Here is a 22,492-nt window from a genome sequence, read left to right as displayed (position 1 = left end):
GGTGGCCACCGCCCTCGTCGGCGGGGCCGCCGCCGTCCCGGCCGCCGCGACCGCCACCGGAGCATCCGCCACCACCGCGACCGCCGACGCGTCCACCGCCGCCTCCGCCGACCCCCGGCTCACCGAGGCGGAGTTGCGCCGCGAGGTGGCCCGGACCCTGGAGGACGCCGGTTTCATCGGCATCACGGTGGAGGTGCGCGACGGCAACCGCCGGATCCACGCGCGTGCGGGCGAGGCCGAGCTGAACACCGGCCGTCCCATGCCGTACGGGGCGAACTACCGGGCCGCGAGCGTCACCAAGTCCTTCGTGGCCACGGTCGTGCTCCAGCTGGTCGCCGAGGGGCGGCTGTCGCTGAGCGACCCGGTGGAGAAATGGCTGCCGGGCGTGGTGAGCGGCAACGGCAACGACGGCCGCCTGATCACCGTGCGGAATCTGCTCCAGCACACCAGCGGAGTGCACAACTACGACTACAGCGAGGACACCGGCGACTCGGCCGAGGACTTCGAGCGGACCCGGTTCGACCACGTCTCCCCGGAACAGGTGGTCGCCGGGGCGATGAGGCACCGGCCCGACTTCCCGCCCGCCCCGGCCGATGACCCCGAGCCCGACTGGAACTACTCCAACCCCGGTTACGTCCTCGCCGGGATGATCATCCAGAAGGTCACCGGGCGCTCCTGGGCGCAGGAGGTCCGCGACCGCATCATCCGCCCGCTGGGCCTGACCGGCACCTACGAGCCCGGGGACGATCCGCGGCTGAAGGCCCCGTACGCGCATACGTACCAGCGCTTCCCCGGCTCCGACAGCTGGACGGACACCACCTTCCGGAACGTGTCCTGGGGCGGCGCGGCCGGTTCGCTGATCAGCACCGACCGCGATCTGGACCGGTTCTTCACCGCGCTGCTGCGCGGCCGTCTGCTGCCCCCGGCGCAGCTCGCCGAGATGCGCCGCACCGTCCCCGTCGCGGAGGACTTCCAGGTGGCGTTCCCCCACCTCCGGTACGGGCTCGGGCTGATGCGGCAGCCGCTGGCCTGCGGCGGGTACCGCTGGGGCCACGGCGGCGACCTGGAAGGGGCCACGGTGCGCACCGGCTTCACCGAGGGCGGACGGCGTTCGGTGACCATCAGCACCAGCGGCAAGACCGCCGACGACGAGCAGGTGCTCCGGGCCGAGGGGGCTCTGCAGGGGCTCATCGACCGCGTGCTGTGCGACGGCGCGCGATGATCCGGCGAACGATGACCCGGCGAGCGACCGCGGCCACCGCCGTCCGCGGGACCACCGCGGTCCGCGGGACCACCGCGGTCCGCGCGGCCACCGCCCCGAACTGGACGAGATGCGGCGCACCGTGCCGATGCCCGGGGAGCCGGGGCGCAGTGTGGGCCTGGGCCTGGAGACCACCCCGCTGAGCTGCGGCGACTTCTACTGGCACCACGGGGGCAACGCCCTGGGCTACAGCAGTGAGAACGGCGTCACCACGGATGGCCGCCGTGCCGTGACCGTCGCGACGAACAGTTTCGACGAGGCGGACGAGGCGTGGCAGGACGCCGCCGACCGGGCGGTGAAGGAGCTGATCGACAACGCGCTGTGCGGACGCCCGGCGAAGCCGTAAACAGTCACTGCTGGACACGGCCACCACGGCGGGCCGGTCCGCCACGGGCCGAACGCGGCCACCACAGCGGGCCCAGTCGCACACGATCCGCACACGGCGGCCCACCCGGCGGTCCACCCGGCCCGCCACCCGGCCACGGACTGAACGCGCCCGTCCCAGCAGGCCCGGTCCGCCACGGGCCGAACGCGGCCACCACAGCGGGCCCAGTCGCACACGATCCGCACACGGGCCCACCCGGCGGGCCGTCCGGCCCCGGCCTGACCCGGCGGCCAACTTCCTCTGCGTCACGAAGAGATGACGCAGGGTTCTTGTCCCGGGTGACCGCCGGACGAGACACTTGCGCCGCAGTCATGTCCGGCACATGGGATGTCCTGATGTCCTTAAGTCGTGTCGTGGTGTGATGTCCAGATGCCCCCGAGGGGCGGTCCGAAGGGCAGGTCCGTGACCATGGCGTCCGTTCTCCGCACACCTCCCCGCGCCCGAGCCGCACGCCTGCGCACCAGACCCTGGCCCTGGCGGCGCCGCGCCTGTGTGCTCCTCACGGCCGCGGCGCTGGCCCTGATCCCGCTTCCGGTACGGGCCGCGGACACGGACTCCTCCGCGTCCGCGGCCCGTACCGACTCCGGCTTCGAGCAACAGGTCCTCTTCCAGCAGGCCCAGGAACAGGGGTACGCCTGCTTCCGGATCCCGGCGGTCGTCCGGGCCACGGACGGCACCCTGCTCGCCTTCGCCGAGGGCCGGGTCGACAACTGCGGCGACGCCGGGGACATCGATCTGGTCCTCAAGCGCTCCACCGACGGCGGCCGCACCTGGGGCCCGCTCCGGGTGATCAACCAGGGCGACGGGGACACCCATGGCAACCCCGCGCCCATCGTGGACACGCGCACCGGCCGGATCCTGCTCGCCAGCACCTACAACACCGGCCGCGACGACTCCCAGAGCTGCGACGTCCCCTGTGACCGCACACCGCACCTGCAGTACAGCGACGACAACGGCGCCACCTGGTCGGCCCCGCGCGATCTGAGCGACTCACTGCTGCCGCCCCGGTGGAACTCCTGGTACGCCACCGGCCCGGTCCACGGCATCCAGCTCCAGCGCGGCCCGCACCGGGGCCGACTGCTGTTCACCCTCAACACCGAGAGCTACGGCGGCGGCCGTATCACCGACAACCACGCCGCGCTCGCCTACAGCGACGACGGCGGCACGAGCTGGCACATCGGCGCGGTGGACACCTTCCCGCTCGCGGAGGACGGCACCTTCCGCCAGAAGCCGTCCGAGATGACGCTGGTGGAGCGCGCCGATGGATCGGTCTACGTGGGCGGGCGGGAGCAGGACGGCACCGATCTCGGCCACCGCGACTACGCCATCAGCCGCGACGGCGGCGAGAGCTTCACCGCGCCCTTCCGCACCCTCCCCGATCTGCCCACCCCCCAGGTGCAGGGGTCGATCCTGCGGCTGCCCGGCGCCGCCCGCGACGGCCGCGGCCGGCTGCTCTTCTCCGCCCCCGCCGACCCCGACCGCCGCCGCACCATGATGATCCGCTCCTCCTGGGACGAGGCACGCACCTGGGACGGGGTCGAGAGCGGCAAGGTGGTCACCACCGACTGGTCCGGCTACTCCGACATGGTCGCGATCTCGCGGGACACGGTGGGGCTGCTGTACGAGGGCGGTGCGGTGGACGCCCGTGACGAGATCCGCTTCGCCCGCTTCACCGAGGACTGGCTGGGCCCCCGCCGGGCGCCCGCCCCCACCACCGACGACCGCGCGCCCGGCGCCCGGTCCGCGACCGTGCTCGGCGGCGCGTCGCCGCGCGGCGACGGCCGCTTCGGCGGTGCGCTCTCCTTCGACGGCGCGGACGACGCCGTACGCGTCCCGTACCGGACCGCCCTGCCGCTGGGCACGCGCGACTTCACCGTGAGCCTGTGGTTCCGCTACTCCGCCGCCTCCGGACAGCACCCGTTCCTGTGGATGGGCGGCATCGGCACCAAACAGCCGCAGGTCTGGCTGCGCGGTGAGCCCGGGAGCAACCGGATCCGGGCGCTGATCACCACGGTCAACGGTTTCGCCGGGTTCACCAGCGCCTCGGTGTCCGCCGACGCCGCGTACAACGACGGGCAGTGGCACCACCTCACCCTGATCCGCGGCGGCGGACGGCTCTCCCTCACCGTGGACGGCGGCACCCCGGCCACCGCCCCCGACGCCCCGGGCACCGTGAGCCGCACCGCGCCCTTCGGCCTCCACCTCGGCCAGGCGGTGGACAGCCGCTCCCACATGACCGGCGACCTGGACGAGTTCCGCCTCTACGCCCGCGCGCTGACCGACACCGAACTGCGCCGCGTCCGCGAGTTCAACGCGCCGCTCGACGGCCCCCGCTCCGGCGCCCTGGTCCGCCTCCCCCTGGACCGCGTGCGGTCGTCGTCCCACGGCTGAACGACACCGCCGGGCGTCCCCGGTGACGGCGGACGCTAGGCGACACAGAACTCATTGCCCTCCGGGTCCTGGAGCACCACGGCGTAGTACTCCATCTCCGGCTCGTCCATGATCCGCAGGACCGTGGCACCGGCCTCCGTCAACCGGTCCACGGTCGCGGTGACGCGCTCGACGCGGACCGCCAGGGGCACCTCGCGCCCGCCGCCCACCTTCAGGTCCAGGTGGAGCCGGTTCTTGGTGGCCTTCGCCTCCGGGACCTGCTGGAACCACACCCGCGGCCCCTGCCCCCGCGGATCCACGATCGACTCCGGGGTCTCCCCGGCCCCGGGGGGCAGCTCCGCCGCGGGCACCCCCATGTCCGTCCAGTACTCCCGCCAGGTGGCGTGGCCGCCGGGCGGGGGCTCGGGCACATAGCCCAGGGCTTCGGTCCAGAAGTCCACCATGCGCCGCGGCTCGGCGCAGTCGATGGTCAGTTGCAGTGTCATCGTCGTCATATCCGGAGCCTGCCAGAGGGGTCCGACAACGGGGCCTGACCAGGTGTGGTCCGGCGGCGGGGCCCGGGTCCGGCAACAGGCCCCGGCGAGACCGCCCCGGTAACGAACCGCCGGGACCGGGACCGGATCCTGCAACAGGCCCCGGCGAGACCCGACCCGTCCCGGGAACGGGCCCGCCGGGACCGGGTCCGACAACGCTTGCCCGGCAGCCTCAGACGCGGGTCAGCGCGGGGTCAGGACTGTCCGCGCCGCCCGCGCCGCCCGCGTCGGTCCCCGGCCGCGCCGTCGCCCCCGCTCCCGTCTCGCCCGTCGCCGCCGCGTCCGCCGTCCCCGCCGCGTCCGCCGTCTCCGGCGCCCGTGCCGCGAAGCGGCGGGCCAGCACCGCGCAGACCATCAGCTGCATCTGGTGGAAGAGCATCAGCGGCAGCACCGCCAGGCTCGCCTGGGCGCCGAAGAGCACGCTGGCCATGGGCAGCCCGGCCGCCAGGCTCTTCTTCGACCCCGCGAACACGATCGTGATCCGGTCCTCCCGGCCGAAGCCGAGCTTCCGCGAGCCGTACGAGGTGAGGGTGAGCATCAGCGTGAGCAGGACCGCCTCGACACCGAGGAGGACGGCCAGCCGGCCCGGGGTGACCTGGTGCCAGATGCCCCGGGTCATGCCCTCGCTGAACGCCGCGTAGACCACCAGCAGCACCGAGCCGCGGTCGACCAGGCGCAGCACCGCCCGGTGGCGGGAGAGGAAACCGCCGATCCAGCGGCGCAGCAGCTGACCGGCGAGGAAGGGGACCAGCAGCTGAAGCGCGATCTTGAGCATCGAGTCGGCCGAGAAACCGCCCCCGCTGCCGCCCAGCAGCAGCGCGACCAGCACCGGGGTGACGACCACGCCGAGCAGGCTGGAGAAGGAGCCCGCGCAGATCGCGGCGGCGACATTGCCCCGGGCGATCGAGGTGAAGGCGATGGAGGACTGGACCGTGGAGGGCACCAGGCACAGGAAGAGCAGCCCGGTGTAGAGGGGGTGCGTCAGCACGTACGGCACCAGGCCGCGGGCGGCCAGACCGAGGGCCGGGAAGATGACGAAGGTGCACGCCAGCACGGTCAGGTGGAGCCGCCAGTGGCGCACTCCGTCCAGTGCCTCACGGGTGGACAGCCGCGCGCCGTAGAGGAAGAAGAGGAAGGCGACCGCGACCGTGGTGGCCCCGTCGGTGACGGTGGCGGCCCGGCCGCTGACCGGCAGCAGCGCGGCGAGCGCCACGGTGCCGACGAGTCCGAGGATGAAGCCGTCCAGGGGGAGCCAGGAGGGGAGGGCGATCCTGCGCGGAAGCGGGTGGTACGGGCGGTGCGGGCGGTACGGGCGGTGCGGGCGGTGCGGGCTGGGCATTCGTTCTCTTTCTCGCTGCTTTCCGGCCTGGCATGGACACGGACGGGCCCCGTCCATGGTGCTCCCGATCAGGGCCATCGGGAATCCCGTATACCGCTCTGACTGCCATCGCGTTCCGTGATGGCCGCGCCGTACAGCGGCCCGTACAGTGGCCCGTACAGTGGCCGCATGTACGACCCCGCCCAGCTCCGTACGTTTCTCGCGGTGTCCCAGACCCTCAGCTTCACCCAGGCCGCCCACCGCCTCGGGGTGCGCCAGTCCACCGTGAGCCAGCATGTGCGCAGGCTGGAGGCGGCCGTGGGGCGGCAGCTGTTCACCCGGGACACCCACGGGGTGGAGCTGACCGAGGACGGCGAGGCGATGCTGGGGTTCGCCCGTTCCATCCTGGAGGCGAACGAGCGGGCGGCGAGCTGGTTCCGGGGCACCCGGCTGCGCGGCCGGCTGCGCTTCGGCGCCTCGGAGGACTTCGTGGTGACCCGGCTGCCGGAGATCCTGGAGGGGTTCCGCCGCGATCATCCCGAGGTGGACCTGGAGCTGACCGTCGAGCTGTCGGGCACGCTGCACGAGCGGCTGGAGGCGGGCAGGCTCGATCTGGTGCTGGCCAAGCGGTCCGAGGACCGGCCGGGGGGACAGCTGGTGTGGCGGGACCGGCTGGTGTGGATCGGCGCGGAGCGGCTGCGGCTGGATCCGGACCGGCCGCTCCCCCTGATCGTCTTCCCGCCCCCGGGCCTGACCCGGGCCCGCGCGCTGGACGTGCTGGAGCGGCACGGCAGGGCCTGGCGGATCGTCTGCACCAGCGGGAGTCTCAACGGGCTGGTCGCGGCGGCCCGCGCCGGGCTCGGGGTGATGGCACACACCCATGGCCTGATTCCACCCGGTCTGGCACCGGTCCCGGAACGGGCCGGGCTGCCCGATCTCGGTCCCGTGGATTTCGTGCTGCTGTACGGGAGGCGGCGGCGGGACAGCGCCTCGCACGCCGCGGCGGAGCGGCTCGCCGCCACGATCCTCGCGGGCCCCGTGCCGCGATCGGAGAGATTTCGTGCAGAAGACCGTTACATATGAGCCACACATGCGACGCATAGGGCCTGACTCCGCGCAATCCGCCTGCGCGAACTCCTGATTGACTCCCTTTCACTCACCGGCCACCCGGCATTCCGTGCGTTCCGGGCACAAAACACCTCTCCCGCGTCGGGGCCGGATCGGGTACGGTCGCGGCGCTGTGCCCGGCGGCTTCAAGGAGCAGGTATTGCGCGAGTTCACCGTCCCCCCGATGGCGACGGCTCCCCAGGCCGGAGGACTGGCGGACGCCGTCTTCGACCACGCGGACGCCGACCCCCACCGGGTGGCGCTGGCACGCAAGGCCGCGGACGGCCGCTGGGAGGACGTGACCGCGGGCCAGTTCCGGGACGAGGTGACGGCGCTCGCCAAGGGTCTGCTGGCGCACGGTGTCCGGTTCGGCGACCGGTTCGCCATCATGTCCCGCACCCGCTACGAGTGGACGCTCTTCGACTTCGCCCTGTGGACCATCGGCGCCCAGAGCGTCCCGCTGTACCCCACCTCCTCCGCCGAGCAGGTCTGCTGGATGCTGCATGACGCGCAGGTCTCCGCCTGCGTCGTGGAGCATGAGGACCATGCGATGACGGTCGGCTCGGTGGTCGGCCGGCTGCCGCGGCTGCGGCGGCTGTGGCAGCTGGACGCGGGGGCGCTGGAGGAGCTGCTGGCGGCCGGGGCGGCCATCGACGACGAGGTGGTCGAACGGCACCGGCTGGCCGTGACCCCCGAGCAGCCCGCGACCGTCATCTACACCTCCGGCACCACCGGCCGCCCCAAGGGCTGTGTGATCACCCACGCCAATCTGATGGCCGAATGCGACAACATCGTCGAGCGGTACGAGGAAGCCTTCCACTCCAAGCGGGGCGACGAGGCCGCCACCCTGCTCTTCCTCCCGCTCGCCCACGTCTTCGGCCGGATGGTCGAGGTCGCCGCCATCCGCGGCCGGGTCAAGCTCGGCCACCAGCCCAAGCTCTCGGCCGCCGCGCTGCTGCCCGATCTGAAGACCTTCCGGCCGACCTTCATCCTGGCGGTGCCGTACATCTTCGAGAAGGTGTTCGCCGCGGCACGCCGCAAGGCCGAGGCGGAGGGCAGGTCCGGGCCGTTCGAGAAGGCCGTGGACGTGGCGGTGCGGTACGCCGAGGCGCAGGAGGCCAAGGCGTTCGGCACCGGGCCGGGGCCCGGCGCCGCGCTGCGCGTGCAGCACCAGTTCTTCGAGAAGGCGGTCTACGGCAAGGTGCGGGCCGCGATGGGCGGCCGGGTCCGGCACGCGATGTCGGGCGGCTCCGGCATGGAGCGGCGGCTCGGCCTGTTCTTCGCGGGCGCGGGCGTCACCATCTACGAGGGCTACGGCCTCACCGAGTCCACCGCCGCCGCCACCGCCAATCCCCCCGAGCGGACCCGCTTCGGCACGGTCGGGGTGCCGATCCCCGGCACCACGGTGCACCTCGCCGACGACGGCGAGGTGTGGCTGCGCGGGGGCCAGGTCTTCGCCGGCTATCTGGGCGACCCCAAGGCGACCGACGCCGTGCTGCGGGACGGCTGGCTCGCCACCGGCGATCTGGGCACGCTGGACGAGGACGGCTATCTCACGATCACCGGGCGGAAGAAGGAGATCCTGGTGACCTCCAGCGGCAAGTCCGTCTCACCGGCGGGCCTGGAGGAGCGGGTGCGGGCGCATCCGCTGGTCGCCCAGTGCATCGTGGTGGGCGACGACCGCCCGTACGTCGCGGCGCTGGTCACGCTGGACTCGGAGGCGGTCGCGCACTGGCTGGCGATGCGCGGCAAACCGGAGCTGTCCCCGGGCGAGCTGGTGCGGGACCCCGATCTGGAGACCGAGATCCGGCGTGCGGTGGTGGCGGCCAACACCACCGTCTCCCAGGCGGAATCGATTCGCACGTTCCGCATACTTGCCGCGCAGTTCTCGGAGGAGCATGGTCTGCTGACGCCATCGCTGAAATTGAAGCGAAAGGCCATCGAACAGGCGTACGCCGCCGAGGTCGAGGCGCTGTACCACTCCTGAGTCGCGAAGGGGGCACGAAATGATCGATGTCATTCTCCCCGAACTTCCCGAACGCGAACTGGCCCTGCTGTCCGAGGAGACACCCCAGCCCAGCGACCCGAGGCTGGCCGGGCGGGTGGCCCTGGGCGGGCCGGTGGCGTTACCGGTGACGGCGGAGCTCGTCGAACCGGATCGGGATCTGCTGGACTTCCTCAAGACGGAGGCGGACAACGCCGTCTACCACCTGGTGCACCTGTCGGTGACCTGCGCCCGGGACGCGCCGGCCCCCGCCCTGCACTCGGTCAACCTCGATGTCACCCTCACGGCCGAACCGGTGCGGCGGGGCACCACGGTCTTCCCACCGGTGGCCTGGTCCATGACCCCGCGCCAGCTCACCGAGAAGGCGGATGCCACGGCACCGGTCTTCGCGGCCCGCCTCGGCCCGCGGCTCGGTTTCCGCCACGGCGTCCGCACCGCGTACGGCGAGCGGGTGTGCCTGGAGGCGCGGCGCGAGCTGCGCTCCGACCCGGGCTGGGAGATCCGGCACACCCCGGCCGTGCGCATCGGCGGGACGTACCGGATGGCCATGGTGGTGCGGGCGCCGCGCGGGGCGGTGAGCCGGGCGGCGGTCGCGGTGGGCGCCACGGTGCGCGAGGGACACACCCTGCACCGCTTCCGGGAGGAGCTCGCGGAACCGCTGCGCCTCACGGCGCTCCAGTAGCGGGCGGAACGGAGCACCGGACGGTACGCGGCACCGGCCGGTACGGCTGGTCCGCGGTGGGCGCGCCCTGGTGGTCCGCCCGGCGGCCTGGTAACACAGACGACGGCAGACGAAGCGAACGGCGGCCGGTCCGGCGCACGGCCGGGGCGCACGACCAGGGCACACGGCCGAGGCGTACGGCCCCCGGCCTCGGCGCCGGCCAGGGCGCTGACCAGGGCGGACGGCACCGATCGGGCCATCCGTGACCGGTGGGCGGGAATGCCGGCCGACCGTTGACCGTTGAATCTGCAGGACGCAATCACATCCGACGTAAGGATCGACCGCTCGTGAGCAAGGTCCCCTTCATCACCCTCAACAACGGCGTCCGGATGCCGCAGCTCGGCTTCGGCGTCTGGCAGGTCCCGGACGACGAGGCACAGGTGGCGGTGCGCCACGCGCTGGACGCCGGTTACCGCAGCATCGACACGGCCGCGATATACGGCAACGAGGAGGGCACGGGGAAGGCGCTCGCCGCGTCGGGCATCGCACGCGACGAGCTGTTCGTCACCACCAAGCTCTGGAATGGCGACCAGGGGTACGACTCGACCCTGCGTGCCTTCGACACCTCCCTGACCAAGCTCGGCCTGGACTACGTGGATCTCTACCTGATCCACTGGCCGCTGCCCCAGACCGACAAGTACGTGGACACCTGGAAGGCGTTCGAGAAGATCTACTCCGAGGGCCGCGCCAAGGCCATCGGCCTGTCCAACTTCCACCCCGCCCACATCCAGCGGCTGCTCTCCGAGACCTCCGTCGCCCCGGCGATCGACCAGATCGAGCTGCACCCGCAGCTCCAGCAGGCGGAGCTGCGCGCGTTCAACGCCCGCCATGACATCGCCACCGAGGCGTGGTCCCCACTCGGCCAGGGCAAGGGTCTGCTGGATAACCCGACGCTCGCGGCGATCGCCAAGAAGCACGGGAAGTCCCCGGCGCAGGTGGTGCTGCGCTGGCACCTGGACCTGGGCAATGTGGTGATCCCGAAGTCCGTGACCCCGTCGCGGATCAAGGAGAACATCGACGTCTTCGACTTCGAGCTGGACTCCGAGGACCTGTCGGCGATCAGCGCCCTCGACTCGGGCAACCGCCTGGGCCCGGACCCGGAGACCTTCAACGTGGTCTGAGGCCCCGGCGCTCCTCCCCCGGCTCCCTCCCCTGCCCCACCCCGCCCCGTCGCGCCCCGCGCGGCGGGGCGGAGCCGTATCCACCGACCGGCGCATCCGGCGCATCCCCGGCGGACGGTCTCCGCGGGGCCCCCGCGGGGACCGTCCGCCCGCCGAGCGAGGCACGCCCTCGGCCATTACGCTTGACGCCCAGCAGCGCACACAGCGTGACCGATCCCCCAAGCCCGCCTTCCCTAGCCGAGGAGTCCGAAGATGTCCCGCAGACGCCGTCACGGCCTTGAGCTGGCCGCCGGGTGCACCGTCGCGATAGCCGCCCTCTTCCTGGGCACCGGCATACCCGCGGTGGCCGACCCCGGTGAGCCCTCTCCCCGCCCCCGCCGGGAGGTGCCCCCCGAGATGCTGGCCTCGATGCAGCGCGACCTGGGCCTGACGGCCGATGAGGCGCGGGCGCGGATATCCAACGAGTACCGGGCCGGGGCCGCCGAACCGGGGCTGCGCAAGACCCTGGGCGGCGCGTACGCCGGCGCGTGGGTGTCCGGCAACACCGCGGAACTGACCGTCGCCACCACCGACGCGGAGCAGAGCGCCACCATCACGGCCGGCGGCGCCAAGGCCGCCGTCGTCAAGCACAGCCTCAACGCCCTCACCGAGGCCAAACGGGCCCTGGACAGCGCCGCCGCGGAGCGCCCCCCGACGGCCGAGGCCGCGTCCGCCTGGTACGTCGACGTCAAGACCAACAGCGTGGTGGTGCAGTCCGCCCGGCCCGACGAGGCCGCCGCCTTCGTCGCCGCGAGCGGCGCGGACCGCCAGGTCGTACGGGTCGTGGAATCCCCCGAGCGGCCGGGCCCGCTGTACGACCTGCGGGGCGGCGAGGCGTACTACATCAACGACGCCGCCCGCTGCTCGATCGGCTTCTCCGTGGCCCAGGGCGACCGAAAAGGCTTCGTCACCGCCGGCCACTGCGGCGATCCCGGCGACACCACCACCGGCTCCAACCGGGTGACCCAGGGCACCTTCCAGGGCTCCAGCTTCCCCGGCAACGACTACGCGTGGGTGTCCGCCAACGCCGACTGGGCTCCGCGGCCGTGGGTGGTCGGCCCCGAGGGCAGCGACGTCACCGTCGACGGCTCCCAGGAGGCGCCGGTCGGTTCCTCCGTCTGCCGCTCCGGCTCGACCACCGGCTGGCACTGCGGCACCATCCAGCAGCACGACACCAGCGTGCAGTACCCGCAGGGCACGGTCAGCGGGGTCACCCGCACCAACGTCTGCGCCGAACCGGGTGACTCCGGCGGCGCGTTCCTCTCGGGCAGCGAGGCGCAGGGCGTCACCTCCGGCGGCTCCGGCAACTGCACGGTGGGCGGGACGACGTACTACCAGCCGGTGAACCCGGTCCTGACGGCCTACGGGCTCACCCTCACCACCGGCTGATGCCCGGGGCGTCACGGCCGCCACGGCCGAAAGGGATGACCACGTCCCTCTGCGTCTTCACCTCCGATCTGCGGCTGTCCGACAACCCCGTGCTGCGCGGCGCGGCGGGCTCGGCCGAGCAGGTCGTTCCGCTGTTCGTCGTGGACCGTGGCCTGGCCGGGACCGGGTTCGCCGTCCCCAACCGGGTGGCGTTCCTGGCCGACGCCCTCGCCGACCTCGACGCGGGGCTGCGCCGGCGCGGCGGGCGGCTGGTGGTCCGCCAGGGCGACGCGGTGACCGAGATCCTGCGGGCGGCCCGCCAGGCGGACGCGGACGAGGTGCACATCGCGGGCGGGGTGAGCGGCTACGCCACCCGCCGCGAGCAGCGGCTGCGCGCGGCGCTGGCGGAGGACGGCCGGGAGCTGCGGGTGCACGGCGCGGTGATCACGGCGGTGGAGCCGGGCGAGGTCACCCCGGCGGGCAGGGACCACTTCGCGGTCTTCACCCCGTACTTCCGCGCCTGGCAGCGGGCCGGGCTGCGGAAGGCGCTCACCGCGCCGCACACGGTCACGGTGCCCTCCGCGCTGCGCTCGGAGCCGGTGGCGGTGGTCACCTCGCTCGCCTCGGGCAGCCCCTCCCCCGGGCTGCCCGAGGGCGGGGAGACGGCGGGCCGCGACCGCGTCCGCTCCTGGTGGCGGTCGGGGCTCGGGCAGTACGCCGACCGGCAGGACGACCTGGCGGGCGACGCCACCTCCCGGCTCTCCCCGTATCTGCACTTCGGCTGTCTGTCCCCGGTGGAGCTGGTGCACCGGGCGCGGAAGGCGGGCGGCCCCGGGGCCGACGCCTTCGTACGGCAGCTGGCGTGGCGGGACTTCCACCACCAGGTGCTGGCCGCCCGGCCGGACGCCGCACGCGCCGACTACCGCCCGCGCGGCGACCGGTGGCGGGACGACACCGCGGAGATCGCGGCCTGGAAGGCGGGGCGCACCGGCTATCCGCTGGTCGACGCCGGAATGCGGCAGCTGCGCCAGGAGGGCTGGATGCACAACCGGGCGCGGCTGCTGGTGGCGAGCTTCCTCACCAAGACGCTGTACACGGACTGGCGGATCGGCGCCCGCCACTTCCTGGACCTGCTGGTGGACGGGGACGTGGCCAACAACCAGCTGAACTGGCAGTGGGCGGCCGGCACCGGCACCGACACCCGTCCGAACCGGGTGCTCAATCCGCTGGCGCAGGCCCGGCGGTTCGACCCGGACGGCGCGTATGTGCGGCGCTGGGTACCGGAGCTGGCCGGGGTGCCCGGCTCCGGCGTCCATACGCCCTGGCGGCTGCCGACGGCCGAGCGGGACCGGCTGGACTACCCCGCCCCGATCGTGGACCTCCAGGAGGGGCTGATCCGCTTCGAGCGCGCCCGGCAGTGAGCACGGCTTCCGGGCTGGCCCGACCGCGCAGGCGCCACCCCCGTGGTGGGGTGGCCCGACCGCACAAGGCCCACCCCGCGAAGGGATGGCCCGACCGCACAGGGCCCACCCAGCGGGGGGATCGCCCGACCGCACAGGGACCGCCCAGCGGGGGGGATCGCCCGACCGCACAGGGACCACCCCACGGAGGGGTGGCCCGACCGCGAAAGCGAGCGGCCCGGCCCCTGCGCCCGCACGCCCCCACCGCGACGGCCGCCCTTCCCGACACAGCACCCACGTCGCGCCCCGGCCCCGGTACGGCCCGGCAAGACGCCCCGCACGGCGCGGGCGGCGGCCCGACCGCTCAACGGGCGGGCCGCGAACGAGGCGGGGCGGTCGGTCAGTCCGTGCGGGCGCCGTGCTGGGGGGCGATCTCCTCGATCCGGGCGGCCAGCTCGAAGTCGAGCCCGGTCACCTTGCCGCCGACGCTGTGGGTGTTCACCGAGACGCCGACCTTGTTGTAGCCGAGGGTCAGATCGGAGTGGTGGTCGAGCTCCTCCTGGATCGTGGCGATCTCCGCGACCAGCCCGGCCGCCTGTGGGTGGCCCTTGAAGACATAGGTCCGCGAGAGCCGGTCGTCCGCGAACGACCAGCCGGGAAGCTGCTCCAGACGCCGCTGGATCTCCTGGTCGGTGAGCGGCTGGACTGCCATGACACATCCCTTCGTCGCGGGTCACCGGTCGGCCCCTCCACCCTGCCATGGGCACCGCCCGGCGTCGGCTACCTTCGGGTCATGACGACTGCCGCGCCGCCCAGGGTGGGCACGCTGCTGCGCGAGTGGCGGGACCGCCGCCGGATCAGCCAGCTGGAGCTCGCGCTGCGCGCCGACTCCTCCGCCCGCCACATCAGCTTCATCGAGACCGGCCGGTCGCGGCCGAGCCAGGAGATGGTGCTGCGACTCGCCGACCACCTCGACGTCCCCGTCCGCGAGCGCAACGCCCTGCTGATCGCCGCCGGTTATGCCCCGCTCTATCCGGAGCGTTCGGTGGACGACCCGTCGATGAGCGCCCTGCGCGAGTCCCTGGAGCGGCTGCTGACCGGCTATGAGCCGTTTCCGGCGCTGGTGGTGGACGGCACCTATGAGGTGCTGGCGGCCAACCGGGGCATCGCGGCGCTTCTGGAGGGGGTCGCGGAGCACCTGTTGGAGCCCCCGCTGAACGCGATGCGCCTCACGCTCCACCCCGAGGGCCTGGCCCCGCGCATCCGCAACCTCCGGGAGTGGCGCGGCCATCTGCTGGACCAGATGGACCGGCAGCTGGCGCTGATGCGCTCCTCGCCGCTGCGCGCCCTGTACGACGAGGTGGCCGCCTATCCGCTTCCGGCGACCGGTGGCCGGGAGACGGCCGTCGCCGGTGACACGCCGCCCTTCGCGCTGCCGATGATGATCGAGCACGGCGGGCGGACGCTGTCGTTCATCTCGACCATCGCAACCTTCAACACCCCCATGGACGTCACGGTCTCCGAGCTGGCCATCGAGACCTTCCTGCCGGCCGACCCGGAGACCGCCGCCGCCCTGGGAGGCTTCAGCCGGTCGTAGGGACCCGGTCCAGGAAGCCGAGGACGGAGCTGATCCGGCCGTCCTCGGCCAGGACGACCACATCGGTCGCGGCGACCGGGGCGGAGCCGTCGGCCAGGGAGACCAGCTCCCAGCTGAACCGGGCGGTGTCATGGTGGCCGTCCACCGGGCCGGTGAGCCGGAACTCGAAACCGGGGAACTGCTCCTGCGCCCCCGCGATGACGGCGGCCACCTGCTCGTGCCCGCGCGCCTGGGCCAGCGGGTCGGTGTAGGAGCCGTCCTCGGTCCAGGCGGCGGCGACGGCCTTGGCGCGGGCCTCGGGGCTGGTGGCGTTCCATGCCTCGAAGTAGCGGGCGACGGCGGTCTCGTACTGCGTCATCTGGTCACTCCTCCGTAAAGACCCCTGTTCGGGCACCGGATCCCGGACCGGAGGGCGCCGGCCCGGAACCCGATGCCCCAACCCTGCCGCCGTCGCGGGCGGGGGTCGATTACCGCCGGGGTAATGGAGGCCGGGGAGCGCCACGCCCGCAGAGGGGAGCGCCATTGGCGGTGAGCGGCGCCGGGGAGGGCAGCGGCGGCAGGGCAGCACCCGGGACAGCCAGGAGGGCCAGCGCCGGGAAAGGGGGCGCCGGGCGGTGAACGCCGGGGTCGGGACACCGCCCGGAGTGGCCTCACGAGCGCTGGGACTCCACCAGCTCGATGGCCTCCTCCTTGGTGGCCACGGCGGGCGGCGAGCCCTCCAGCGGCTTGCGGGCCGTCTCCTTCATCACGGCGGCGGCGATGATGCCGACGACCGCCGCGAGCATCGTGTAGTACGCGGGCATCAGATCGTTGCCGGTGAAGCTGATCAGACCCTCGGTCACCAGCGGGGTGGTGCCTCCGAAGAGCGAGACGGAGATGTTGAAGGCGATGGACAGCGACCCGTAGCGCACGTTCGTCGGGAAGAGCGCGGGGAGCGAGGCGGACATCACGCTCACGTACGGCAGCAGACACAGCCCCAGGAGCAGCAGACCGGCGAAGACCGGGACGACCCCGCCCCGCTTGATGAGCAGGAAGCACGGCACGGCGAGCACCAGGAAGCCGACGGAGCCGGCCATCAGCACGGGCTTGCGGCCGACGCGGTCGGAGAACCGGCCGACGAAGGTGATGGCCGCCATGAGCACCAGCATCACGATGATGATCGAGACCAGGGCGCTGGTGCCGCTGTAGTGGAGGGTGTCCGACAGGTAGGTCGGCATGTAGGACAGCAGCATGTAGTCGGTGATGTTGTACGCGGCGACCAGCGCCATGCAGAGCGCCATCGCACGCCACTGGGTGCGGAACACCTGCCAGAACGGGAGGCTCTCGCGCTCCGCCGCGCTGGAGGCCCCCTCCTCCTCCAGCTTCTGGAACGCGGGGGTGTCGTCCAGCTTCAGCCGCAGATACAGGCCGACCAGCCCGATCGGCGCGGCGGCCAGGAACGGGATGCGCCAACCCCAGGAGGACATGGCGGAGTCGGCGAGCGTCACGGTGAGGATGGTGACCAGTCCGGCCGCCGAGGTGTAGCCGATCAGCGTGCCGAATTCGAGGAAGCTGCCGTAGTACCCACGGCGCTTGTCGGGCGCGTATTCGGCGATGAACGTGGAGGCGCCGCCGTATTCCCCGCCGGTGGAGAATCCCTGCAGCATACGGAAGAGGATGAGCAGCGCGGGCGACCAGAAGCCTACGGCGGTGTAGCCGGGGATGAGTCCGATGGCCAGCGTGCTGGACGCCATCATGATCATGGTGAATGACAGGACCTTCTTACGGCCTATCCGGTCACCGAGCGGCCCGAAGAACATGCCTCCCAACGGGCGGACCAAAAAGGCCACCGCGAACGTCGCGAGGGAGGAGAGCACCTGGGCGGTGTCATTACCTGACGGGAAGAAAACTTTACCGATGGTGACCGCGAGATAGCTGTAGATCCCGAAGTCGTACCACTCCATGGCGTTTCCCAGCGCGGCGGCCTTCACCGCTTTCCGGACGGTCTTCTCCTCGGTGACCGTGATGTCGCTCCGGCGCAGTGGAGGGTTCTTGCGTCGCTGGACGGCACGCCAGAGCAGGCGGTGCCGGGAGGCGGGGACTGGGGCTTCTTCATCGGTTCGGGCAGGCACGAGCAACTCTCTTCAATGGACAGGCTCATTGCGCATACCCGGCGAAGCCAGTCGCATGCCAAGCGTGTCACGGGCCACCCGTGGCACGGCCCACGGCGCTCAAGGCGTGTTCGACCCCGACCCGAGCCGGGCCGGGCATCTTCGGGACACGGCGCGTTGCTTTACCGTTTCTTGGTCTTCGGTAAACCCGAAGAGGCAGCCGCGTAACCGTGACGCAACACCAAAAGGCTCTGAACTCAAAGGGGACATCATGCTCCACGGCAATGCCCTCCGACAGGCCATCACTTCGCCTGGGACCACCCCCCTCATCGGCATCTATGACATGTACTCGGCGTCCATCGCCGCCCAGCACTACAACGGCTTCTTCGTATCCGGGTTCGGGTTCGCCGCCTCGCATTACGGGCTTCCCGATATCGGCTTCATCGCCTGGCCCGACATGCTCGCCTTCGTGGAGCGGCTGCGGCTCGCCTTTCCCGCACACCATCTGCTCGTGGACATTGACGACGGCTATGTGGACCACGAGGTGGCCTGCCATGTGGTGCAGCGGCTGGAGCGCACCGGGGCCTCCGGGGTGATCATGGAGGACCAGCGGCGCCCGCGCCGCTGCGGCCACGCCGACGGCAAGCTGATCCTCCCGCTCGAGGAGTACCTCGAGAAGCTCCAACTGGTACTGAGCAGCAGGAAGGACCTGGTGGTGGTGGCGCGCACGGACGCCACCGAGGAGTCCGAGATCCTGCGGCGGGCCGCCGCACTGGCCGAGACCGACGCGGACGTCGTCCTCGTCGACGGGGTGCGCAGCGTGGCGTGGATCCGCAAGGTCCGCGAGGTCATCGGCGACAAACCCCTGCTGTTCAACCAGATCGCGGGCGGGAAGTCACCGAGGCTCTCGCTGACCGAGCTGTCCGAACTGGGGGTGGATGTCGCCATTTACAGCACTCCCTGCCTGTTCGCCGCCCATGGTGCGATCGACGGTGCGCTGAACGACCTCAAGATGGCGGACGGACGGCTGCCGGACACCCGGGAAACCGGGTCCATCGGGGTCAAGGGCGCCACGGAACTGCTGGAGAAGAACCTCAGCAGGCACCACGGCAACCGCCGGCCGGCCAGGGTCTGACCGAGGGCCGCACGGTATGACCTCGACGTTCCTCGGGCCCGGCACCGGCCGGCACCGCACAGCGGGAAAAGCCCGCGCACCGGGAAAAGCCCCTGGGCCAGGAAAAGCCCCTCGGTCGGGACGAGATCCTCGACCGGGAAGAGATCCTCGACCGGGAGTAGACCCTCGGTGGGGAAGAGACCTCCGCTCGGCCCGTCCGTCCGCGGCGGGGCTCGTGCTGGCGGCCACCGCGAGCCTGCTCTGCGCGGGCCCCGCGGCGCCCGCCGCGGCGACGACCCCGTTCGCGGGCAGCGCCCCGCGGGAGGAGTGCGAGCCGGACGACACCCCGTCGGTCGTCACCGGGCCGCACAACGGCCTCGTGGTCATCGACAATTCCTTCGCGGACTCCTGGTTGGAGATCGACCGCACTCTCAACACCCTGCTGCTGAGCCGTGGCACGGCCGGCAGCGACCACGACGGAGGCGGCGGCGCCATCGATGTCGTGACCGGCGACGCCGCCGGCGCGGATCGGGCGGCGCGGATCGGCCACCCGCCGTGGCAAGGCGAAAGCGGTGACTGATGTGAAGCGGAAGTCCTGGCCGCTGTCGTGGCCGGGCCGGCTCGGGAGGGCGGTGGACCCCTATGTCGCCGCCCTCCTGGGGACGGTCGCACTGGCGGCGCTGCTGCCCGCGAGCGGTGGGGCGGCCACGGCCGTCGGCCATACCGCGGACATCGCGATCGGGTTGCTCTTCTTCCTCTACGGTTCGCGGCTGTCCACCCGCGAGGCGTTGAGCGGACTGCGGCAGTGGAGACTGCACCTGGTGGTGGCCGCGAGCACCTTCGCGCTCTTCCCGCTGCTGGGAGTGGCCGCCGGCGGCCTCGCCCCGTTCCTCCTCACCGACCGGCTCTCCACGGGGCTGCTCTTCCTGTGTGTCGTGCCCTCGACCGTCCAGTCCTCCGTCGCCCTCACCTCCACCGCCCGGGGCAATGTCCCGGCCGCGATCTGCGCGGGCACGTACTCCAGCCTGCTCGGCATGGTCGCCACCCCGCTGCTCGCGGCGTGGCTGATCGGCTCGGACGTCCGCTTCTCGGCCGACGGGCTGCTGGCCATCGCCACCCAGCTGCTGCTGCCCTTCCTCGCCGGGCAGGCGCTGCGCCGCTGGACCGGGGCCTTCATCGGCCGTCACAAGAAGGCGCTCGCCCTGCTGGACCGGGGCTCGATCCTGCTCGTGGTCTACACGGCGTTCAGCCGGGGCATGACGGAGGGCGTCTGGCACCAGATCACCCCGGCCCGGCTGTGCGCGCTGCTGGGCCTGGCCGCGGCCCTGCTGGGACTGGCCCTCACCACGACGTCGCTCACCGCGCGGCGGCTGGGCTTCAGCCGGGAGGACCGCGTCACCATCGTCTTCTGCGGCTCCAACAAGTCCCTGGCCACCGGGCTGCCCATGGCCGCGGTGCTGTTCGGTGACGCGGCCGGGCCGGTGATCCTGCCGCTGATGCTCTTCCACCAGCTGCAGTTGATGGTGTGCGCGGTGATCGCGGGCCGCTGGTCCCGCCGGGCGCCGGAGGCCGCCCCCGCCCCCGGAGAACAGGTCCAGGTCACCGAGGTGACGGGGTGAGGGAGGGGGTGAGGCCAGACGCGAACACGGACCCGGCCACGGCCACGGACCCGGCCACGAACACGGACATGGCGCGGACCGCGCTCCGCGCCATAGGCGGAGGTGTGCTGCTCAGGCGACGCTGTCGGCGGTCGCCGGAGCCCCTGCTGCCGGAACTCCTGCTGCCGGAACCCCCGTCGCCGCACCCCCTGTCGCGGTTTCCGTCGCCGCAACCCCCGCCGCGGTCCCCGCCGGGCCGTCCGCGGCCTCTGCGACCTCCGTGGCCTCCGCGACCTCCGCCCCGCTCCTGCGCCGCGCCGCCATCCACACGTACACCAGCACTCCGGCGAACAGGAACAGCACGCCCTGGTACACCGCCGCGTATCCGGCGCCCGCGACCAGCCAGAACGAGAAGGCGAAGCCCGCCAGCGCGAGCACCAGGTCCCGGGCGAAGCGGCCGCTCCGCACCTCCTCACGGCGCCCGGACAGCAGGAAGTACACCTGTGCGCCCGCCGCCAGCAGATAGGGGACCGTCGCCGAGAAGGTGGTGATCAGCACCAGGATCTCGAAGAGCCCTCTCGAACCCGAGGTGTAGTTGACCACGGTGAGCAGGGACGCCAGGATCACGCCGACGAAGACGCCGAAGGTCGGCACCCCGCGCCGCTTGACGGCGAACGCGGCCGGGAAGAGCCCGTCCCGCGCGGCGGCGTACGGGGCCTGCGCGCTCATCAGGGTCCAGCCGTTGAGCGCGCCGACGATCGACACGACGGCGGCCAGCGCGATCAGCGTGCCGCCCCAGCCCCCGCCGAACATCGCGTCCACCGCGTCCGAGAACGGGGCGGTGGACGCGACCAGCTCCTTGTGCGCGACGGTGCCGAAGACCGACACCGTGCCGAGCAGATAGACCACGGCCGCACCCACCGTGCCCAGCACGCTCGCCCGCCCCACATTGCGCCGCGGGTCCCGGACCTCGCCCGCGCTCATCGAGGCCGACTCCACGCCCACATAGCTGTAGAGCAGGATCGCGGCCGCCGCCGACAGACCGCCGAGCGCGCTGCCACCGCTCCCGTTGAACGAGCCGAGGTTGTCCGGGTCGAAGAAGAAGAGGCCGACGACGGCGACGAAGAGCAGCGGGATGAACTTCAGCACCGTGGAGACCAGTTGCACCGCGCCCACCCAGCGCGTCCCGGCGAGGTTGGCGAGCGCCGGGAGCCACAGCGCCAGCAGCGCCACGGCGAGGTCCACCCCCCTCGACTCGTGCACGGGCACCAGCACATGGACGTAGCCGACCGCCGCCACCGCGAGCGCCGCGTTGCTGACCCAGGTCATGGTCCAGTACGACCAGGCCGACAGAAAGCCGGCGAAGTCACCGAACGCCGCGCGGGCGTGCACATACGGCCCGCCCGTCCGGGGGTCGCGCTCCGCCAGCCGCCCGAAGACCAGCGCGAGCGCGATGGCGCCCAGCGTCAGGACGGCGAAGGCCAGCAGGCTGAGGGTGCCGAACGGGGCGACGGAGGCCGGCAGCAGGAAGATGCCGCCGCCGATGATGTTGCCCATGACGAGCGCGGTCGCCGTGGGCAGGCCGAAGCGGCGGGGGTGGGGCTGGTCGTGCATATCACCATCGTCACAGAAGGTGCATAGGGCACCAAAATCACCGGGTTTTGTTCGGCGCGACCCGGTCGGCCACGGTAAATGGTGCGGCGGGGGCGCCGTCCCACCGGGTTTTCTGCACCGCACGTGCCGTGCCGGACGCCTCCGGGAGTTCGGCCTCGGCCGCCGCCTCCGCGCCGACCGGTGCCCCCGTCTCCAACGGCACGCCCGGCACCCCCGGCTCGCCCGGCACCCCCGGCACGCTGGTGACGTCCGCCTCGTCCTCCGGCACCTGGGGCCCGGCCGCCTCCTCCAGCCAGCGCCGCAGCACCCGGTGCACCTGCTCGGCCCCGACCAGCTCCTCCCCCGCCGCCACCGGTGGGGTGAGCCCGGCCGGCCACAGCAGAAAGGGGTGCCCCTGCTCTCCGCCGAGCCCCCCGTGCGAGCCGATCTGCTCCTCGAAGGCGTGCACCGTGCCGCGCACCGGGTCGTAGGCGGAGTTGACCATGATGTCGGAGGTGTTCCGGAAGTGCGCGGTGCGCCGTACGGCGTCCTCGGCACCGGGCCCGAAGACCGCGAGCGGGCTCATCCCGAGGATCTCCCCGGTGTCCAGACGGTGCTCGGTGCCGTTCGCGCCCAGCACCACCGCGCCGTGCAGATCGGACCGGACGAGCAGGAAGCCCACCCCGGGGTGGTCGGCGAGGGTGCGCAGCAGGCCGGGGTGGCGGGCGTCGATCTGCTCCCGGCTCATCCGCCCCGGGACGTCGGGGAAGGAGATCAGCCCGAGGTTGCCGGAGGCGAGCACGATCGGATCGGCCATGGGCACGTCGGTCTCGGGCGTTCTCCGGGCGGCG

General features: G+C 72.4%; 19 protein-coding genes and 1 pseudogene. 13 read left to right on the top strand and 7 right to left on the bottom strand.

Annotated features, from left to right (window positions below):
* Position 1: 1 nt before the first annotated feature.
* The 3 genes from AXW62_RS10435 (at position 2) to AXW62_RS10425 (ending at position 4,037) form a co-directional block, all read left to right on the top strand.
* Positions 2–1,222, top strand: a complete 1,221-nt coding sequence (locus AXW62_RS10435; RefSeq protein ID WP_060944260.1) for a serine hydrolase domain-containing protein — start codon at positions 2–4, stop codon at positions 1,220–1,222.
* Positions 1,223–1,331: 109 nt separating this feature from the next.
* Positions 1,332–1,607 carry a serine hydrolase domain-containing protein gene (locus AXW62_RS10430; protein ID WP_060944259.1) on the top strand — a complete coding sequence of 92 codons (276 nt, stop codon included), beginning with the start codon at positions 1,332–1,334 and terminating at the stop codon, positions 1,605–1,607.
* Positions 1,608–2,054: 447 nt separating this feature from the next.
* A complete protein-coding gene (locus AXW62_RS10425) occupies positions 2,055–4,037 on the top strand; it encodes a sialidase family protein (protein ID WP_252368566.1) in 1,983 nt (660 codons plus the stop codon).
* A gap of 35 nt (positions 4,038–4,072) precedes the next feature.
* Here AXW62_RS10425 and AXW62_RS10420 read toward each other — a convergent pair whose 3' ends face one another.
* Positions 4,073–4,531: a VOC family protein gene (locus AXW62_RS10420; protein ID WP_060944257.1), complete on the bottom strand. Its 459-nt coding sequence runs from the start codon at positions 4,529–4,531 to the stop codon at positions 4,073–4,075.
* A 211-nt stretch (positions 4,532–4,742) separates the two neighbouring features.
* Positions 4,743–5,909, bottom strand: coding sequence for a bile acid:sodium symporter family protein (locus tag AXW62_RS10415; RefSeq protein ID WP_244502886.1), 1,167 nt, complete (start codon positions 5,907–5,909; stop codon positions 4,743–4,745).
* Between the two features lie 168 nt (positions 5,910–6,077).
* Between AXW62_RS10415 and AXW62_RS10410 the strand changes: the two genes are divergently transcribed.
* The 6 genes from AXW62_RS10410 to AXW62_RS10385 all read left to right on the top strand — a co-directional run bounded on the left by AXW62_RS10410 (position 6,078) and on the right by AXW62_RS10385 (position 13,670).
* Positions 6,078–6,971: a LysR substrate-binding domain-containing protein gene (locus AXW62_RS10410; protein ID WP_060944263.1), complete on the top strand. Its 894-nt coding sequence runs from the start codon at positions 6,078–6,080 to the stop codon at positions 6,969–6,971.
* Between the two features lie 208 nt (positions 6,972–7,179).
* Positions 7,180–8,982: an AMP-dependent synthetase/ligase gene (locus tag AXW62_RS10405; protein WP_079115559.1), complete on the top strand. Its 1,803-nt coding sequence runs from the start codon at positions 7,180–7,182 to the stop codon at positions 8,980–8,982.
* 19 nt (positions 8,983–9,001) lie between these two features.
* Positions 9,002–9,682 carry a hypothetical protein gene (locus AXW62_RS10400; RefSeq protein WP_060944255.1) on the top strand — a complete coding sequence of 227 codons (681 nt, stop codon included), beginning with the start codon at positions 9,002–9,004 and terminating at the stop codon, positions 9,680–9,682.
* Positions 9,683–10,008: 326 nt separating this feature from the next.
* Positions 10,009–10,842: an aldo/keto reductase gene (locus AXW62_RS10395; protein WP_060944254.1), complete on the top strand. Its 834-nt coding sequence runs from the start codon at positions 10,009–10,011 to the stop codon at positions 10,840–10,842.
* Positions 10,843–11,094: 252 nt separating this feature from the next.
* The gene (locus tag AXW62_RS10390) at positions 11,095–12,270 is read left to right on the top strand and encodes a S1 family peptidase (RefSeq protein ID WP_060944253.1); all 1,176 of its coding nucleotides are present in this window, start codon (positions 11,095–11,097) and stop codon (positions 12,268–12,270) included.
* Positions 12,271–12,305: 35 nt separating this feature from the next.
* Positions 12,306–13,670: a cryptochrome/photolyase family protein gene (locus tag AXW62_RS10385; RefSeq protein WP_060944252.1), complete on the top strand. Its 1,365-nt coding sequence runs from the start codon at positions 12,306–12,308 to the stop codon at positions 13,668–13,670.
* A 379-nt stretch (positions 13,671–14,049) separates the two neighbouring features.
* Here AXW62_RS10385 and AXW62_RS10380 read toward each other — a convergent pair whose 3' ends face one another.
* Positions 14,050–14,361 (bottom strand): 4a-hydroxytetrahydrobiopterin dehydratase, encoded by a 312-nt coding sequence (locus AXW62_RS10380; protein WP_030837019.1) that lies wholly within the window; start codon positions 14,359–14,361, stop codon positions 14,050–14,052.
* An 81-nt stretch (positions 14,362–14,442) separates the two neighbouring features.
* Here AXW62_RS10380 and AXW62_RS10375 point away from each other — a divergent pair, with 81 nt between their 5' ends.
* A complete protein-coding gene (locus tag AXW62_RS10375; protein WP_060944251.1) occupies positions 14,443–15,246 on the top strand; it encodes a helix-turn-helix domain-containing protein in 804 nt (267 codons plus the stop codon).
* Here the strand turns inward: AXW62_RS10375 and AXW62_RS10370 are convergent.
* Together AXW62_RS10370 and proP are read right to left on the bottom strand one after the other, a co-directional pair.
* Complete coding sequence (locus AXW62_RS10370) at positions 15,233–15,604, bottom strand: nuclear transport factor 2 family protein (RefSeq protein WP_060944250.1); 372 nt, start codon at positions 15,602–15,604, stop codon at positions 15,233–15,235. The genes AXW62_RS10375 and AXW62_RS10370 overlap by 14 nt on opposite strands.
* A 292-nt stretch (positions 15,605–15,896) precedes the next feature.
* Positions 15,897–17,357, bottom strand: coding sequence for a glycine betaine/L-proline transporter ProP (gene proP, locus AXW62_RS10365; RefSeq protein ID WP_060944262.1), 1,461 nt, complete (start codon positions 17,355–17,357; stop codon positions 15,897–15,899).
* A gap of 250 nt (positions 17,358–17,607) precedes the next feature.
* Here proP and AXW62_RS10360 point away from each other — a divergent pair, with 250 nt between their 5' ends.
* From AXW62_RS10360 to AXW62_RS10350, 3 genes are all read left to right on the top strand, one after another.
* Positions 17,608–18,471 carry an isocitrate lyase/PEP mutase family protein gene (locus AXW62_RS10360; RefSeq protein WP_060944249.1) on the top strand — a complete coding sequence of 288 codons (864 nt, stop codon included), beginning with the start codon at positions 17,608–17,610 and terminating at the stop codon, positions 18,469–18,471.
* 214 nt (positions 18,472–18,685) lie between these two features.
* Positions 18,686–19,030 carry a hypothetical protein gene (locus AXW62_RS42650; protein ID WP_244502884.1) on the top strand — a complete coding sequence of 115 codons (345 nt, stop codon included), beginning with the start codon at positions 18,686–18,688 and terminating at the stop codon, positions 19,028–19,030.
* The gene (locus AXW62_RS10350) at positions 19,023–20,069 is read left to right on the top strand and encodes a bile acid:sodium symporter family protein (RefSeq protein ID WP_107406255.1); all 1,047 of its coding nucleotides are present in this window, start codon (positions 19,023–19,025) and stop codon (positions 20,067–20,069) included. Before AXW62_RS42650 ends, AXW62_RS10350 begins: the two co-directional genes overlap by 8 nt.
* A 111-nt stretch (positions 20,070–20,180) precedes the next feature.
* Here the strand turns inward: AXW62_RS10350 and AXW62_RS10345 are convergent, their stop codons facing one another.
* On the bottom strand, positions 20,181–21,662 hold the full coding sequence (locus AXW62_RS10345; RefSeq protein WP_060944248.1) for an amino acid permease: 1,482 nt from the start codon (positions 21,660–21,662) through the stop codon (positions 20,181–20,183).
* Between the two features lie 37 nt (positions 21,663–21,699).
* A pseudogene (locus AXW62_RS10340) lies at positions 21,700–22,492 on the bottom strand (hypothetical protein); the annotation flags it as partial.

It is taken from the genome of Streptomyces hygroscopicus subsp. hygroscopicus, assembly GCF_001553455.1.
GTDB lineage: Bacteria > Actinomycetota > Actinomycetes > Streptomycetales > Streptomycetaceae > Streptomyces > Streptomyces hygroscopicus.
The sequence above is the reverse complement of the archived record's forward strand: the minus strand, read 5'-3'. Positions and strand labels throughout refer to the sequence as shown.